This is a genomic window from Psychrobacter sp. CoH-33_TS_01 (assembly GCF_058189395.1).
This window is the reverse complement of sequence record NZ_JBVGQI010000004.1, coordinates 385,216-403,903: the sequence shown is the minus strand read 5'-3', so window position 1 is coordinate 403,903 and position 18,688 is coordinate 385,216. Positions and strand designations below refer to the sequence as shown.

Annotated in this window: 8 protein-coding genes; 2 read left to right on the top strand and 6 right to left on the bottom strand. The window is 46.6% G+C overall.

The features are described 5' to 3' along the window. Positions 1-193 precede the first annotated feature (193 nt). From cydB to ACZ2XM_RS09385, 6 genes are all read right to left on the bottom strand, one after another. On the bottom strand, positions 194-1,210 hold the full coding sequence (cydB, locus tag ACZ2XM_RS09410) for a cytochrome d ubiquinol oxidase subunit II (RefSeq protein WP_490588278.1): 1,017 nt from the start codon (positions 1,208-1,210) through the stop codon (positions 194-196). Next, entirely contained in the window at positions 1,210-2,724 is a 1,515-nt protein-coding gene (locus ACZ2XM_RS09405; RefSeq protein WP_490588277.1) for a cytochrome ubiquinol oxidase subunit I, read from the bottom strand. Before ACZ2XM_RS09405 ends, cydB begins: the two co-directional genes overlap by 1 nt. A 201-nt stretch (positions 2,725-2,925) precedes the next feature. Beyond that, complete coding sequence (locus tag ACZ2XM_RS09400; protein ID WP_490588276.1) at positions 2,926-5,640, bottom strand: esterase/lipase family protein; 2,715 nt, start codon at positions 5,638-5,640, stop codon at positions 2,926-2,928. Between the two features lie 295 nt (positions 5,641-5,935). Then, complete coding sequence (locus ACZ2XM_RS09395) at positions 5,936-6,967, bottom strand: tetratricopeptide repeat protein (RefSeq protein ID WP_490588275.1); 1,032 nt, start codon at positions 6,965-6,967, stop codon at positions 5,936-5,938. A gap of 277 nt (positions 6,968-7,244) precedes the next feature. Continuing rightward, positions 7,245-7,904 carry a 2-polyprenyl-3-methyl-6-methoxy-1,4-benzoquinone monooxygenase gene (coq7, locus tag ACZ2XM_RS09390; protein WP_490588274.1) on the bottom strand — a complete coding sequence of 220 codons (660 nt, stop codon included), beginning with the start codon at positions 7,902-7,904 and terminating at the stop codon, positions 7,245-7,247. A gap of 94 nt (positions 7,905-7,998) precedes the next feature. After that, complete coding sequence (locus ACZ2XM_RS09385) at positions 7,999-9,333, bottom strand: MFS transporter (RefSeq protein WP_490588273.1); 1,335 nt, start codon at positions 9,331-9,333, stop codon at positions 7,999-8,001. Between the two features lie 338 nt (positions 9,334-9,671). On the opposite strand from ACZ2XM_RS09385, the gene ACZ2XM_RS09380 reads away from it, so the two are divergent. Then, positions 9,672-13,358 (top strand): autotransporter assembly complex protein TamA, encoded by a 3,687-nt coding sequence (locus tag ACZ2XM_RS09380; RefSeq protein WP_490588272.1) that lies wholly within the window; start codon positions 9,672-9,674, stop codon positions 13,356-13,358. A 105-nt stretch (positions 13,359-13,463) separates the two neighbouring features. Then, positions 13,464-18,497, top strand: a complete 5,034-nt coding sequence (locus ACZ2XM_RS09375) for a translocation/assembly module TamB domain-containing protein (protein WP_490588271.1) — start codon at positions 13,464-13,466, stop codon at positions 18,495-18,497. Positions 18,498-18,688 lie beyond the last annotated feature (191 nt).

Here is an 18,688-nt window from a genome sequence, read left to right as displayed (position 1 = left end):
CCGCAAAGTAAAGTCCAATAAACCAAGCCCACTGGGATTGTTTTTTACTGAGCTTTTTCATAGAGCCTCCGTTATAAAGATACGTATCTAAGTGTTGAGTCCGCTTGGATATGGAAGGATACTGCACACTATATCCAAGCTTAAACTCATCTCACCTAGCCTTTATTTATCTTGCATCTATCTTTTATTGACCTTAATACATATGCTCGTGGTCCGTTTTACCTTTAAAGGTATAGTAGGCATAAGCCGTATAACTTAAGATAATGGGGAGCATGATACCGGCACCAATTAGCATAAAGGATAGCGAAGTGTCCGCTGCTGCCGCTTCATAAATCGTCATGCTGTAAGGCACAATGTGTGGGAAGATGGCATAGCAAACGCCCAAATAGCCGACTAAAAACATAGCAACTGTTAAGAGGAAGGGCCGATATTCTCGCTCTGTTTTTAAGTCTTTGCCCATGAGAACAAATAAAGCGGCGATAACAATAGGAACAGGGATCAGGTATAGCATATCAGGTAGCGTAAACCAATGAGTGACCGCTTCAATAGAAGAGAAGTACATGAAGACCGTGACTATGGCCATGGCCGCTACTAGCGCTACCAATAACCAGCCTGAGACTTTACGCGCCCAAACCTGCAAGGTATGTTCAGTCTTGATAATTAACCAGGTTGAGCCTAATAGGGCATAGCCAATCATCAACGCAAACCCACAGACAATGCTGAAAGGCGTTAACCAGTCATATTGACCACCACTAAAGACACGGTTGCTCGACTCGATACCCTGTACCAAAGCCCCTAGCATAACGCCTTGGGTAAAAGATGCCACGACTGAGCCGACGAAAAAACAAGTGTCCCAAACGTAGCGACGGGTATTAGACTTAAAGCGAAACTCGAAAGCCACACCGCGCAGAATCAGGCCAAAAAGCATAGTAATAACAGGTAAATATAGCCCTGTCATAATGATACCGTAGGCGACTGGGAAAGCCGCAAATAGACCGCCGCCGCCTAGCACTAGCCAGGTCTCATTACCATCCCAAAAGGGGGCAATAGAGTTCATGATACGGCTACGGTTCTTATCAGAGCCAGCAAAAGGGAAGAGTATCCCGCAGCCCAAATCAAAGCCATCTAACAGGACATAAACGAAGACCGCTAGGGCAATCAAACCACCCCAAATAAGGGGTAGATCTAGTACATCACCAAAGTTAAACATTAGCGTAGTCCTCCATCTTGCTTATCATTGGCCGGTTTATCCAAATCATCGCTAGGGTTTGCCGACTCTTTAGTATGCTCAGCGGGATCACTGTCGCCACTAAGCGTACGTCCTTGGCCTTCTGTGACTGAGTGCTCATAGAAATTATCATCAGCAGGGTCTTCGAACGGCTTAGGACCTAGGGCGATTAACCTTAAGATATAGAGGCTACCGGCACCAAAGACGAAGATATAAAGTATGATAAAGCCAAGTAAGGTAGCAGCCACCTGCTCAGCGGCAAGCGGCGACACACTGTCTACGGTGCGTAATACCCCATATACCGTATAAGGCTGACGGCCAGTTTCGGTCACAAACCAACCTGCGAGTAAAGCCGTGAAGCCTAAAGGCATCATCGCCATCCAAGTACGATGGAACCAAACGCTATTAGCATCAAAGTGCTGCTTTCTAAAATATTTGTAGGCACTAAATAAGCCGACGGCAATCATTAATAGACCAATACCGACCATAATACGGAAAGCCCAAAAGACAATAATCACCGGAGGTTGGTCTTCAGGAGCCCAATTTTTTAATCCTTTAATCTCTCCATCTAAGGAGTGGGTCAAGATAAGACCTGAGACATAAGGAATTTTGACTTCATATTTATTGGTTTGGTTTTTTTGATCAGGAATAGCAAATAGCCTAAGCGCAGCCCCGCGCTCATCTTCCCAAATCCCTTCCATCGCAGCGACCTTAGCGGGCTGATGCTCAAGGGTATTTAGACCATGTTCATCGCCAATAAAGGCTTGCAAAGGAGCAATGAATATCGCCATCAACATGGCCATACCTAACATAATCTTGCCATGCTCACGATGGTCTGCATGACGTTTGGATTGCAGGTAATAGGCTCCTGCACCGCCGACCACAAAAGCCGTCGTTAGGAAGGCGGCGGTCATCATATGGGCATAACGGTAAGGGAACGAGGGGTTAAAGATAATCTCTAACCAATTTTCAGGATAGAGCAGGCCATCAGCGCCTAATGAAAACCCTTGCGGGGTCTGCATAAAGCTGTTGGCGGATAAAATCCAAAAGCCTGAAATCATGGTGCCAATGGCTACGATAGCAGTCGCAGCAAAGTGCATGCGTTTACTCACGCGACCCCAACCAAATAGCATGATGCCTAGGAAAGACGCTTCTAAGAAAAACGCAGTCAATACTTCGTAGGCCAATAGTGGCCCTAAGACGTTACCCGTCCTGTCAGAGAATACGGCCCAGTTGGTACCGAATTGATAAGACATGACGACACCCGTGACCACGCCAATACCGAAGACGACAGCAAAGATTTTAATCCAGTGCTTATAGACTTCAGCATAAATGGGGTTGCCGGTTTTTAACCAGCGAAATTCAAGGACGGTCAGCCAACTGGCCAAACCGATAGAGAAGGCAGGAAAGACAATATGGTAAGAGATAACAAAAGCGAACTGGAGACGGGCTAAGAGCACCGCATCGAGCTGTTCTAAGGCAAATAAAGCGAGCATAGGTCACAACCTCATAGAGAGTAACTGGCATGTGACTCATTATACGCCTAATCCTACGCTTTATCAGGTATCTACGCAGACTATATGTGACGGTTTCGTACTATTAAAAAGCATTGTAATTCCAAAAAGATATTTGGCCGGTGACCGCCCTCATTACTCATGAGCAGTTGATCACCGTACTCAGCAATATTTGCGCTCCGCCTAATCCTTTTTTAATTGTTGATGCAAGATACGACGTAGGGTCAAGATAGTTTGTGGGTTCTCTTGAATACTATGACCGCCAATGATGATAGTTTCAGACGCAGCTCCGTCAAGATGGGCACTTTTATAAGGGACAATACCATCTGAAAGTTTATTTGTTAGCTCATCATCTAACGGTTGATCAACGGTGATAGCCGCAATATAAGAGGCGTCTGTAGGGACATCGGTCTCATTTTCAGAATTTGCATAGTTTAAGGCAGCAGTATCGGTATCGGTATCAGCCGCCGCGCCTTCTCCTAGTAAATCGATTTGCTCAGCCTCGTTGGGTAAGACAACTTCGTTGGCTTCAGGTTTTGAGATGTCGTGTACGGTGGCACCAGAGGAGCCTGAGCCTGCAACAGCTATTTCTTGAGACTCCTCTATTTCTTGAGATAAATCAAAGCTTACCATGCTCGATTGTAGCTCTGATAAGCCTCTAGCAATATCAGAATCAGCATTGGCGATAATAGAGTGGTAAGTGACTTCAGGGACGATAGGTAAGTCCTTGGTCAATTTCACAAAAGAAGACTTATCGCTCAGCTGACTGGCCCCATTTTCTAAATACAGCGCACCCAATGGGTTCTGCGCCAGCTCACCTTCAGTTGCAATGGTGGTTAGGTTGCTAGTCACGGTTTGGACAAGCCCTAAGGGCAAATGAATAATACGGCGCATGGCTCTAGTAAACCAACGATCGGCGTAATCGGTACCGCGGAAAGGCGCACTTAAAAAGACCACAGTGTCGACTTGCTTAAGGGGTTTTAAAGCAAAGCGATCCGCGAGTTCTTTATTATTACCATAGGACTTTTTCAGCATAGCCGACACCTGTCTATCGTTACTCAAGTCGGGTAGGTCAGCCGTGTCTTCATTCACCAAAGGACCGTCTATTGCTTGGCTAACGGCAGAGGATTTAGGCGCGGCGTTCAAAGTATCTAGACGCGTCGATAAATTGGTATCGGACACCAACATACGCGCAATGACTGCTCCCATACTATGGCTGATAATGACACTATTACTGCTGGCTGCATCTTGCGCATTAGGGTCGACCTGCTGGTAAGCTGTCTCGATAAGCTGCTGAATCTGGTAGCGGTTCTCTAAAATAGGCAGGTTGGTAGGGTAGAAGACTTGCCAGACTTGATAGTTGTCTCGTAGCGTAGCGTCGTTAAAAATATCGTTGGTTAAATTGACCCAAGTCGCTGGGCTAGAGGCTAAGCCATGCAGCATGATAATAACGCGTTTATTAGGGTCGTAAGGCTCGAGTTTGAACAGCCGCGGTAGGCTAGCTTCGTTCTGCGGAGCCAGTAGATTAAGGTAGCCCACACTGTTGAGCTGATTTTCGGACAACCATAAGCCATAACTGGCTGAAAAGTTGGCTGCCAGCGGGTAGTCTTCGCCCAGTAAAGTAACCTTTTCAGTGCGGTAAGGATTATACAAATGAATGTCGAGCTTATTGTGGGTTAAGACCTCTAAGATACTGTTCCCTTGTGGCTTAATCAGTCCGGTCAGCAGCAAATGCCCAGTAGGATAAATACGGTTGATAGGCTGGCTTTCATCGACGCTATTTTTATCGCCCGCTTTATTATCACTCAAGGCGTCAGGCAGCGTTTTACGCAGCAGTTGCCGGATAGATGTGGTGTAGCGGTCATTTAACGAGGCCACAAAACTAATGCCAAACCCGTCTCGCTTACTAATAGAGTTTAGACCTGATAAACGCAGCTGATAAGTGGAGACCAAATCTGTTAAAGCTTGGCTTTGACTGCCGGCATTGATCAAATAGTTTTTTTCATTGGGTAAAAAGACATCGAGTTTATAATCGCCCAAAGTGATTTTCATGACTTTGACTTGCTGCGCGGCACTATCTGACGAGACTACGGTAGCATCCGAAACCTTATTGTCCATAGTCTTGGTATCTACCGCTAAATGCTCCATCTTAACTGTACTGTTATAGAGCGGTTTATTGGCCTCAGAAGACTCATAAAGCTGGGTAATAATGTCATTACTAGCAGAGTTGTAGATATCTGTGGTTTGGATATCGAGCTCGCTAGGCAAGCGGCGACTCATAGTTTGCGGATCTCGCATAGAGTCTTGGAAATCATGCTCGAGCTCGTCATAGAATAAATAGGTATAGCTGTATTTGACCGCCTCTAATAATTCGGCATGGTAAGTGTTTAGACAATATTTGGTTAAGCGTGTTTGTTTATTCAGCTCATCTTCGGGAATAGGCGCATTGGCATAATTGGGGTCAAGAGGTGGGCGGGCTAGCGCATTTTGGCAGGCTTCTGAGCCGCCAAGACGCAAGGCTTTCGTATAATGCAGCTCTGCAAATATGGCTAAAGCTTGGCGATAATGCTCATTAAATAAACTGTCGGATAATTGCATCAAACAGCGCTCAAAACGCAGCATGCAAGCTTCTTCGTTAAGCCCTGCAGACAATAAGGCAGAGGCGGCGGCAGTACTGAGTTTGTCTTCGGTGACAATATTGCCCCGCTGCGCCACTAAAGTTTTAGCAGCAGATTGTTTTTCTACAGCGACGCTACTACAGCCCGATACTGTTACTAGTAATAGACTGCTAAGCAATAACGTACTAGAGGGCACGCGGCACTTTGGCGGCAGTCTTAGCTCAGTATGACCTATACGGCTTAGGGCAGTTTGATTAAACGTTGGCCGTAAAAAAGACATGAAGCGCCTCAACTCATAAATGATTTAATGAGGAAATATACCATCAAAGCTATTGTTACGTCTCTTATTTTAACGGACATAGAGTAGCTTTATTCCTCGCCAGCACTATTGCTAATCACCAAGATAAATGCCTCGAGACATTTTTCATAGCCCATCCTTTGTCAGCGCAGCCCTATAGGTAAACTTTGTAAAATAGTAGCCATTAAGAAAGCCCCCGAATAAGGGGGCTTTCTTAAACTAAATAGGAAGTTTTAACTAAAATTGACGGCTATTGCTTCGGTCTGCCTGTCGGTAATTAAGGCTTGATGTTGAGGTCTGGCGCTGGGATATCCCAGATATAATATTTACCATCTTCTACCAACTTAATCTGCTGGGCAATCATCTTATCGTTAGGCAGACGCTGCTGTAATTGACGCAGACGATTTAAAGCCTCATCACGGCGGTCACTCAATAGGTCGGATTGCGCTAAGCTTTGCTCCGCTTCGGTATAGCCTAGAGACACGGCTTTATCTAAATATTTTTTACCTTCTTTAAAGCCGCCGCCTTCGGTTAGCATCATACCGTATAAGAAGTTTGCTTCCGCACTATTAGGTTGGCGATCGATAGCTTTGGCGACATAGGTGCTGGCTTTAATAGCATAGTCTGAGCCTAAATCGAGGTTACGCGCCATACCGTTCAATTTAGCGGCACGCAGTAGGACTTCATAAGAGGCATTTGGTGACGCAGCGTATTGATCTATCCATTCCGCAAAGCCTTTAATCTTTTCACGAACATTGTAACGTTGTGAGCGGTTTGGGAAGTTAGGTGGATAATGACGCACGTTGGGTGCCGCAGCCGTTAAGAAGTCATCCAACAAGCTCACATCTAATTGACCAGACGCCCCATCACGGGTTTGGGGAATCAATACGGTCTCTACAAAGCTAACGGCAGATACGGACGTGGTCGGAGTCGGGATATTGGTCAATTGACCTTGACGTAAATCAACGCCGGCAGCGCTTAGGTCCACTTGTGGGTTTTGATAGACACGGACATCCAATTTTGGCTCTACTTCCGCAGTATTCATCGGCATAGCTGGCGCTTGGGCACTTGGAGCAGCAGGCGTGTTTGGCATGACTTGTGGCGCAGTCGCTTGGTTGGCAGATGCTGTAGCACTTGCGGCTGGCGTGCTGCTATTCACGGCACGAATGACTCGTTTAGTAGAGTCGACCGCGCTAGGCACAGCGTTTGGACCTTCAGCTGCAGCAGCGGCTTGAGCCGTACCTGCTGACATCATAGTTAGGGTAGCTGCTAAAAGGGTGAGCGTAAAAGCGGGGATATGTCGTTTCATATAGTGTCTTACCTGTAGTGATTTAAGGGTTATTTAATAATTAATGGTGACTGATCCATGAGTACTTATGCAGTCAGTATTATTAGCTCCATGCTGCTTATTATGAGGTGGTAAATACCAAAGCGCTATAGTTAACCGTAAAATATTGCCAATTGTTTTAAGCCTGCTATTTAACGCGATTAACGAAAATAGAGGAGTGCCGTTACCGTAACAAATACCTTACTGCTGTCTCAATAGTAGGATTGTTAAAAATATAACCGCACTGCAGTTGCCCCTTTTATAGATGATAAGCCACATCTTTCATACGATTGGCCATCCAACGCATACCATGTTTAATAGGCAACGGTAGGGCGCGACCGCCATTGTCTAAGGCCATCTCACGGTGGTGTAACTCTTCGATATCCATTTGTCCTAGGATTTCACGTGTCCGCTGATCTTGCGGCGGCAATTGCTCGATATGCTCCTGTAAGTGCTCGCTCACCTGCGCTTCGGTCTCAGCCACAAAGCCCAAGCTAAACTCGTTAGAGATTGCGCCAGCTACCGCCCCAAGGCCAAAGGATAAACCGTACCAAAGCGGGGTAAAGACGCTAGGGTGGCTGCCCAATTCAGCAAGTCTAGTCTCACACCACACTAAATGATCGACTTCTTCTTCAGCAGAATGTTGCATAGCCGCTTTAACGCCATCGTCTTTCGCGCTAAAAGCTTGGCCATGGTATAAGCCTTGCGCACAGACCTCGCCAGTATGGTTGATGCGCATCAGCCCAGCCACGTGGCGCGACTCTGTGATAGACAGTTCTGGAATCGTATCCGTGCTCACCGGTAGCGGGCGCGTCGAAGGGTTCGAGTGCGGTACGACAGCGCGGATAGCTTGGTCGAGTCCAACTAACATACGGTCCATTTTGCTCAAAGCACGATGGTTAGGAGTAGGCAGGGTCATCATAGTTTCCTTAGTCTTAATAGCGGCGCCAGCTTAGCAAGCAGCGCCTTTTTACAACGACAGTCTGTAGAATAACGAACTCTACACTTATAAGCTAGGCACTCACATGAGTGTCAGAGTCTTGGGTCTGAATAATAGCGTGGCGACTGTGCTTGCGCAGTTTAAAGTATAAGAAGATACCGAAAATCAAGTTTAAAATCCCGGTGACTAAAAAGAGCTGCGGCAAAGAAAATTGCAATACGTTTAACACCACAATCGCAAAGATAGCAGCGGTCACCATAAATAGGGCATTAAAGATATTATTGGCCCCCACTACGCGAGCTCGATGACTCGGTGGCGCATAAGCCTGCATCGATGCATATAACGGGACGATATATAAACCACCACTAAAGCCTAGCATAAATAAATCTAAAAAGACCCGCCAGCTACCAGCTACCTGACTTAATTCACTAATCCCTAATAGCGCATCGCCAGTGATGGACAAGCCCGAAAGAGATAGATATAGGTCAATGGCAAAGATACTCAGGCCTGCAATTCCAAACGGCAATAAGCGCAGGCTTACCGTATTTTTGGTCAAAGTTTTGCACAGTAGCGAGCCAATAGAGACCCCGACCGAAAACAGGGTCAGTAAGAAGATAACCACCATCTCATTGCCATGCAAAATGATTTTACTAAATTCAGGCGTTTGGGTTAAAAATGTGGCCCCATAAAACCAAAACCAACTGTTGCCAAGAATAATAAAGAATAAGTAGGGCAGTGAGTAAAGGTATTTTATGGTGTGCATACTGGTGGTAAAAATATTCCAATTTACCGTCAGGTTTGGTTGCATGGCTGGCGTGACAGGAATATATCTGGCAGCCATATAGCCCAATACTGCAATCCCCACCACACAAGCGCTCACCCAGTACAATGGATTAGTGAGCTGGGCTAGCACGCCGGCAATTATCATCCCCAGTAGAATCGCTAGCGAGGTGCCCATTTGAAAGAGCCCATTAGCACCCACCAACTCATTACCCTGCATCGCTTGCGGCAAGTAGGCATATTTAATCGGACCAAAAAAGGTCGAGTGGGTCCCCATCATAAATAAGGCGACGAATAATAGCGGATATAATTCAAAGACGAAGCCAACAGCTGCTACTAGCATAATGGCAAGCTCGAGCAGTTTTAGCGCGCGAGTCAGTTTGGATTTCTCAAACTTATCCGCCAACTGTCCTGCCAGCGCAGAAAATAAAAAATACGGGAGGATAAATAGCATGGCAGCCAGGTTGTTTAATATGCTAATCTCCACGCCCATTTTACTGGCCGCACTAAAGGTCAGTACTAAGATTAACGCTTGCTTAAAAACATTGTCATTAAAGGCGCCCAGAAACTGGGTAAAAAACATCGATGTAAAGCGGCGGTGCCGAAAAAGTTGAAATTGGGTTGCCATGCCGGCTCCTAAAGGTAGTGCGGACGAGATGTCAGCACAATACTCATAATTTTTATCCTGGTCACAGCGCTTGTTTAGCTAAAAAAAGCTATGAAAATAAAGGCTATTTGAACTAAAGTTACGCTTGAAACCAAAGCGTTTATGCAGGCCAAAGTTATAATATCGGCCATTAATGTAGGTCGTATAATACCAAGGCTGAAATATAAATACATGCATACTAAGCTATTATTAGCGCATTAACTGGGTTATGATTTGTAAGTTTTATCCAGCCTGTTTTATAGGCTATTTAGTCAGAACATCACTGTGATGATCATTAGGTTTGTAAGGTATAGAGGACTATGAGACGTAAAACTGCTGTGACGGCTAGCCCAGTCGAGACTGTTGAAGATAACGCTCATAATTTATATCCGCTCACTCAGAAAATAGCGGTAAGTTCAGGCAGCTGTATTAAAGCTCGCTTAGCTGGGCTGACTATTCCTTCTATCGCTTCTATACCTTATGTAGCTGCTATGTCTGTGATTTACGCTTGTATTAAAAATCTCTCTGCTAATAAACTGACTATTACCTCTGTTGCTACTCACAATACTTCCTCTACTACTAGCGCCCCTTTTATGCAAAAAAACTACTTTACGACGACCGCTTTGGCGACCGCTATTGGCAGCCTGATGTTGATGCCTCATGCCAATGCGGCTGAGACCACCTCTGCTAAAGATGTGATTAATAGTGTCACCACCAGTAAGGACAGTAAGACTAAGAATGACCCTAAAGTCAATCAAGCATTGGATGCTTTGCGCCTAAAAAAAGCAGTGGACAATGGCATTATTGATGCTTCCGTATTAGAAGAGTATCGTGAACAAACGTTAAATAATAAGGCACCAACCAACCCAGATTTAGACTTTAAAAAAGAACCGGCGGCCAGCAAGACAGATGCTCAGCCGACTAATACCGACGCTAACAATACCTCCAATGAGGCCTCTAGTAATGCTAGTAGTACGGTTAGTGAAAATAGTGCCGATGACAAGATAACAGTCTATGATAAGGTAACGGGCGCTGACTTAGATTATGCGGCTGAACAGCAGATTAATCAGCCTATTCCGTTAGTCTCACAAGAAGTACTGGTGCAAGAAGCACAGCAGTTACAACAAGAGGGCTATCAGATGATGAGCCCTAGTGAGATCGACAGTCAATTGGGAATAGTAGATGGCCTAGTACAGCAGGCGGCGCAGTTTGATACCCCCGTGGCTACTTTGGACAGCACGACCACACCAATAGGTCTTGATACGGAGCTGAGCTCAGCAACCTTGAGCGCACCCAGTAACTTGGAGACTTTAGGGCTTGCAGATGAGGAACCCGTCACCCCTACTGCAAAGCCTATAGCGGATCGTCCTATTGAGGTGTCTAATGCGGTCAGTAGTGGCCGCACGCCTGACAGTGACGATATCACGGCACAAGCCAATGCCGCTGAGGTACTGGCGGAGCAAAATCGCGGACAGCTAATGGGGGATGAGCAGCAGCAACAGGTAGACAGTTATGTGGAGGCTGCCCAAGCGGCTAATGCTGAAAAAATTAACCCAGATGATTACCTGCCTGATTATGAGGCCAGCAGCGACGCAGATGCCGTAGCTGATAGCTTAGAGAACGATGCGACGAAATCACCAACCCGCGCCCGCAATAGTACCAACCCTCTTAAGCGTCTGTATAACCGCTACTTTAAAGACGGCTATATAGCGCTGCCTCGCGTCAATGCGACCGTCTATTTAGAGCAGAAAGCGACAGAAACCGCACCGGCACGCCTCGTGAAAGCGGATGCCAGTAGCCAGCCTATTAATAACATTAAAGCTGCGCTCGAAGATATCACCGTACAGTCGGTTGAAGACTTTACTGCAGCCCTGCCAAGACTGCGTCAGACTGCCTTGAATGCGGCCAAAGCTGTGGGGTATTACGAAGTGACGCTACGGCTGAGGCGCACAGACGAAGACCAGATTGATGTGATTATTGAAGAGTTGGGCGAGCCGGTCCTCGTAGACAGTCGCTTAATAGATGTGCGCGGGGAAGGGGGTGAAGATCCTAAATTCCAAGCCTTAGAGACCTCGCTACCGCCGCAAGAAAAAGACATCTTTAATCATGGCGTCTATAAATCGACCAAAGCCACATTAGAGACGTTGAGCAGTAATGAAGGCTATTTTGATCAAGCCTGGCTAAACAAATCAGTAGATATCATCTTGCCGGACAATAAAGCCGATGTGGATTTAATCTATGATACCGGCGAGCGCTATAAGTTTGATGAGGTTGTCTTTTTCACTTACGACGCCGAAAATAATGAGCTGACCCGAGACCCGAATAAGCTGCCTGTTAGACCTGAGCTGCTGCGCAAACTTATCGGCTTTGATGAGGGCGACCCGTACTACCGTCCGAGCATTACCAAATTCAGTAATGATTTATCGGCGACCCGCTACTTTAATACGGTCAACGTCGAAGTGATACTGCCTAGCGAAGCTGAAGACAAACCTGCGACATTAGGCTTTGATAGTACTATCGATGATAGTGACTCGCTAGCTGCTAATGGCGATGAGGATATTACGATTGGCGATGGCAATGTGACTATCAATACGGATGCCAACGGTAAGGACGCCAATAGCAGTACAAGTGGGGCCACGTTAACGGGTGAAAATAATGGCAGTGGCAGTGGCAGTGGCAATAGCGACATTATTAACGCGCAAGATATCGCTCCGATTGACTTCCAAGTAGATGAAGAGACCCAAGCGAAGCTGGTAGCGATTAAAGAAAAAGCTGAGCGCTTAATCTCGTTGCCTGATGACCGCGTGCTGGATGAAAAAGACCAGAAGGCCAAAAATTTATTGGGTAGAATCAGCGACTCTATTAGCACTATCGCCGAAAAAATCATTCCTGACGATAGCGATGAGAATACCGTCTTAAAACCTGAAAAACTGGCCAATCGTAAGACCCCAGAAGAAGTACAACAGAGTAAAAAAGTACCGTTATACGTCTATGTCTCTTCAGAAAAACCGCGAGATGCGCAAGTGGGTATTGGTTATGGTACCGATACGGGTGTACGCGCTACGGGCAAGATTGACTATAATTTGATTAACCGAGAGGGTTATCAAGCGGGCTTAGAAGTCGCCGCATCGCGTATTAATAAAAACGTCACGGTCTATGGCAAGCGCCCCCTAACACATCCCTTAGATGATACGTTGAATGCGCAGCTTACTTATGAAGAAGAGCTGATTGATCAAGGCGAAGGTAACTTTGATTTGTCTACCAAGACGCTCAAAGCTAACTTATCCCGTAATATCCGCCGTGAAAACAGTTGGGATCGTACTTATTCACTGCGCTATCGTTTGGATCAGTTAGAAACGAGCGTAGATGAGGCAGAGCGTGATAATCTACCGGTCCGCTTTACCTCCTCACAACCTAAACAGCAGGCCTTATTATTAGGCTATGGTATGAGTAAGTTGGATGTGGATAATGTGACCAATCCAACGAAGGGTATACGTCAGTACTATGGTATCGAGGCGGGGGCAGAAGGCGCGTTGACAGACACCAACATGGCCATTGCCCGCGCGGGCGTACGAGGACTCTATACCTTTGGTGAGAATAAAGAACATCAAGTATTGGGTAAGTTTGATGCGGGCTACTTATGGGCAGATGACTTCTACGAAGTGCCTTATAAGCTACGCTTCTTCGCTGGCGGTGATCAGAGTATTCGTGGTTTCGATTACAACAGTTTATCGCCCATTGAAAAAGGCTATCTAACCGGTGGGCAGATCCTCGCGGTCGGTAGTGCAGAATATAACTACGAGTTTAAACCTGGGCTACGAGCGGCAGTGTTTACAGACGTTGGTAACGCCTACGATAAAGACTTTGACACTGATACCAAGGTCGGTGTGGGCGTTGGGGTACGTTGGGCGTCACCAATCGGGGTGGTGCGAGTGGATGTGGCAGCAGGGGTGACGGAAGAGAGCATTCCTGTTAGATTACACTTCTTTATTGGTTCGCCTTTATAATGACTGGGCGGCGCTAATGGCTCCTTCCCCTATTACTAATGGCACTATATAAGCTAAGACTAAGCATATAGTATCGTTATTTATTAATTTACCTACTTGAGTATCATGATAACCAATCAACCCCAAGCGCCAAAAGATCCCTCAGAAGACCCTGCACAGCGAGATGCCAGAGCCGTTCGCCAATGGTATCCGCTGTCGTTTCTATTAAAACTGCTGCTGTTGGTTTTATTACTGCTGGTTATCATGTTTGCGGTATTTTATTATGCTGCCGGTACAGAAAAGGGCACAAAGTTTCTATTAGAGAAAGTCAGCTCAGAGACCGGCATTAAGTTTGCTTATGGCAAAGGGAATCTAAGGGACGGGATTTGGATTCGAGATATTCATATTCCTGCCACCAAAGATATCGAGGTGGACGTTGATGAAGCTTACGTTAAAGTGGGCTGGCGTGCAGTCTTTGCAAAAGAAGTGCATTTAAGAGAAGCTAAAATTAAGCGCATTGACGTCATTAATCGTGCTCCGCCTACCGGTGAGCCCTTCGATTATAAAACCCTCAAGTTGCCCGTTAATTTACGCTTTGACCAAGCACAGATTGATAGTATTCATTATAAACAAGTCACTAAAGACCCTATTATTATCAAAAATGTGGCTGCCCGAGATTTAACTTGGGTAGGCAGTTTGGTGAGCATTGGCAAGGCCAATCTGCAATATGCGGATATCGTCAAGGTAGCGGACCTAAAAGGCGATATTGAACTGAGTGGTGATTATCCATTAGATGCAGACGCCGTCGTTACCGTTAGTGCGTTAGAAAAAATCTATGTCGATCCATTAGACGTCAGCGTCTCAGGGACCCTTAAACGCACGATAGGTAAGGTAAAAAGTCGTTATAACGACTCCGAGGTGGCAGGTGAGTTCATCGCGCAAGGGTTGGATGATAATGCGCCTTTCCAAGCCGAACTGCGTTGGGATGACATTCAAATCCCGTATGTAGAAGACCAGAATATTCATTTAAAATCAGGGCTATTGACTGCGAATGGGGTGATTTCTAACATTAACCTGCGCATCAATACCGACTTGACCGCCAAAGACATTCCTTCAGGCCGCTATCAAGCGCGTGGTGTCGTCGCAAACAGTCAGTTAGAAATAGGCCAACTGATTGCGAATGTCTCTGAAGGGCGCCTGAATTTGACCGGCTTGCTAGATTGGTCAGAAGCATTTACGGCTGATATCACCGCAAACGGTCGCAATTTTGATATTCGCCAGGCCATTCCTCGTGACTATGCGGACTATAAGGCTTATGCCCCTAAGACTTTAGACGGTAAGCTTAATTTTAAATTTGATAATAAAAATCCCGCCGGTAATATGCAAATCGATGTTGCTTTAGATCAGCGCGATGGCGAGCAGCTCGATGTTTCTATGGTTCGTGGCAAACAACCGGCCAAATCAAAACAACAGGCCCCTTGGTATATTAAGGCCAATTGGCTGGCACTTATCAGAAAAGACGTGCCTAGTATTGGTAATATTAATAGCCCTAAAGGTCGTGCGAACGTCATTCTTCAAGATGGCCGCCTAACCGTGGATGCCGATGCCGATATTAATGAGTTAAGTATTGCGCCTGCTGGTCGCTATGATGTCAAAATGCGCAAAAATGGCGACATTATTAACCTCAATAAAGTGAATTATAAAGGTATTGTTGGGGACTTAAGCGGCACAGGACAGATTCAATTGGCGCGTGGTCAGCGTCCGCTCACTTGGCAAATTGATGCAGTCACTAATGAATTGCTGCCGCAGAACTATCGTAAAGATTTGCCCGTCGAGCGCCTCCAAGGCAATATTAGTGCCAACGGCCGCATGGTAGATATCAGCCAAACCATTAGCACAAAGAATAAAAATGGCAAGGTGGTGAAGTCTCGCCGGCAAGGGCAGCGTCACTACGTCACTATTAATGGTGCCGACCTACAAGTCCGCTTGGATGAGAGCCAAGACAACCGCGAAGTGGCGATTAAAGGCCAAGGCGATGCCAAGATTGACCTTATCGGCGGTGAGCTGACCAATTTTGACGCTAGATTTGACGGCCGTGTACAGACCGCAGATGTGCCCGCTGGAGATATTTCCGTAGATGCTTATGGGGCGCTTGACCATATCTATCTACGCCACCTACGTTATGGCGGTGAAGCCGGTCGCATGAACGTAGCGGGTGATATTGATTTGCGCCGCGATATCGCTTGGGATGTGACGGGTGATTTTGATAAGTTTGATGTCGGCTATTTCTTGCCTGACAATCCGGCGATTCTTTCAGGCAAATTGAAAACCTCAGGCCGCTGGATACCAAATAAAAAGCCTAACGCGGATAGCGCGGGGACACTCGGGGCCTTTGACCTGAAATTTGATGGGGTTTTAGACACGGATAAGCTGCCTGCCGGTAAGTTAACTATCGATGCAAATGGCAACGCGCAAGTGATTACAGTCAACCGTTTCCGCCATGTGGGCGATGCGGGCAGTATTGATGCCAGTGGTAAAATTGATGTGCGCCAAGGTATTGCTTGGGACATTAATGCGAAAATGCAGCAGTTTAACCTAGGGTATTTCGCAGCTGACTTACCAAGTAATATTACTGGGGTTATTGATACCGATGGCCGTTGGGGAGATAACCAGCAAAGTATCAATTTACGCCGTATCAACTTGACTGGCACGCTAAAAGGACAGCCTTTAAGCGCTGTGGGTAGCCTAGATGCGCAGCTTACCTTACCGAAAGATTTACCGGCTTATTTTGAGCGGCTAAAAGGTCAAACCGGTGAGGCACAATATCAGCAGGTTAATGCGTTGATTAAACGCCTCGATGCCGATAATTTAGTGTTACGTTGGGGGGACAACTACCTCACTGCCGATGGTAATGCGAAACAGCTGCAGGCGAAGATTAATATTACCAGTCTGGATCAGTTGTCAGACAAGCTAGCGGGTAAAGTCTCCGGTGGCGCGACAGTGAGTCAGCCTAATGGCCAATCGCTACCGACTATTTATGTGGACTTGGTTGGGGAGCGCATGGCGTTCCCAGGGCTATTGCTACGCCAAGGTCGTATTCGCGGTAAGATCGTCAATATGGCCAATAGTCCGAGCCAGTTAGTCGTCAGTGCAGAAGATCTTGAGGTCTCAGGTCGCGTCTTTCAAAAGGTCAACGCTGTCTTTAACGGTACTGAGCAAGATCATGTCTTGAGTCTGTCTTTAGGCACAGATCAAGGAGCCGTCTCTGCGCTAGTTAAAGGTGGCTTTGATCGCCGCACTATGCAGTGGTCAGGTATCTTGGGTAAAGGTAAGATTACGTCTAAGTACGCGACCTTACAGCAGCTGCAACCAGCGCAACTCATCGCTCGCCTACCTATTGAAGGGGGCGCGAATGCCCGTTCTGCACAAATTCAACTGGCGGCTCATTGTTGGGGAGCTGCCGATCAAACGGGTAAACTCTGCCTGCGAGAGAATTTAATTGCGTCGCCAGAAAAAGGCAACGTCGATATCACCATACAGAACATCGATACCTCTTTACTGTCGCCATTTATGCCGAATGATTTAGACTGGCAGGCGAAGATTAATGGTAAAGCGGATATTGGCTGGCAAAAAGGCCAAAAGCCAAGTATTAACGCCACTATGTACTCGGATAATGGTAAGTTTGGGCTCATTCAAGACGGGGAAAGCCAGCCTGTAGCGATTACCTATAAACGCGTATCGCTCATCGCTATGTCGGTCGCTGATGGTCTAAAGATTCGTTCTGATATCAATACCGGTCGTGGCGGTCGCGGCTATGCTGAAGTCGTCGTCGATCCTTATAGCACGCCAAAACCAATCTCTGGTGCCGTGGTAGTCAATGAATTAAACCTAGCGGTATTCAAACCTTTCTTCCCTGGTATGCGGGTGTTGGAAGGCAATATTACTATGGCGGGGGGTATCGGTGGTACGCTAAGCAAGCCCGACTTCTATGGTAATGTCAGCCTAAAAGATGGCCGAGTCGCCGTCCTAGATATGCCTATTAACTTTACTAAGATTAATGCCACAGCGAAGATTCGCGGTAATGAAGCCGTGGTGGATGGTCGCTTTAATAGTGGTAGTGGTGAAGGCACCATTGACGGAACGATTAACTGGCAGCAGAAACTACAGGCGAAGCTCAGTATTGTGGGTGAAAATTTACTGATCACTCAGCCGCCTTTACTGGTAGCACGCATTAGCCCAGATATCGATATTATTGTCCGACCAGGCGATCGCTATGTGAATATCGAAGGAGCAGTAAGTGTGCCAAGAGCGACTATACGTCCGCCAGAAGCCAGCGAAGATATTATTACTCAATCTGAAGACGTGGTCGTTTTAGACAGACGCTTGATTGGTAACCTAGATGAAGTCCTAGCCATCGCTAAGCCTTGGTCTATTAATGCTGACATCGGAGTCGATTTAGGCGATGAGGTCAACTTTAGGGGCTTTGGTGCGGTGTTGCCACTGGCCGGTGCGATTGAAGTCAAACAACGCGGTCAAGGCGTCATGCAAGGTATTGGGGTCGTGCAGGTATCACGCCGGACGAATATCGATGCCTTTGGACAGAGTCTAGAGCTCAACTATGCGCAGATTCGCTTTAATGGCGATATCAGAAAGCCAACCCTAAGTATTGAAGCTGCCAAAGAGATTGAAGGCAAATATGTTGGTGTCCGTGTCAAAGGCGATACGGCCAATCCGAACATTGTGGTATTCAACAATGCCGGCTTGACGCAGCAGCAAGCAATGAACGCGCTAGTGACCGGCCGCATCCGTAACCCAAGCGGTGCTCAAGTCAGCGAGCAGGGCTTTAAATCCGAGGTAACCAATAACTTGGCGGCGGCAGGCTTAAGCTTTGGCCTCAGTGGCACACGCAGTCTCACCAATGAAATTGGTCGTGCCTTTGGACTGCAGAGCTTGACCGTAGATGCTTCAGGCACTAGTGAAGATACCAACCTAAACGTGACCGGTTATATTACTCCAGACCTGTATATTCGTTATGGGGTCGGCGTCTTTAACGCACAAAACAGTCTGTCTGTGCGTTATCAGTTGACCCGCCGCGTCTATGTAGAAGCGACTTCAGCAGCTGAAAATGCGGTGGATGTGGTTTATAGTTGGCAATTCTAATGTTGTTTTTTAGCGACCCTGTTTAAGTATCTCGCCATAAAAAAACGCCTCTATTTGAGGCGTTTTTCTTGTCCGGCTATTTGTGCAATCTGGTTAGAGAAAGACTGCTAGCGGTGACAGGGTATTGAGGTGTAAATTATTGACGACGGGTCAATAGGTCACAGCGCTCATAAAAATTTAACTAGCAAGGC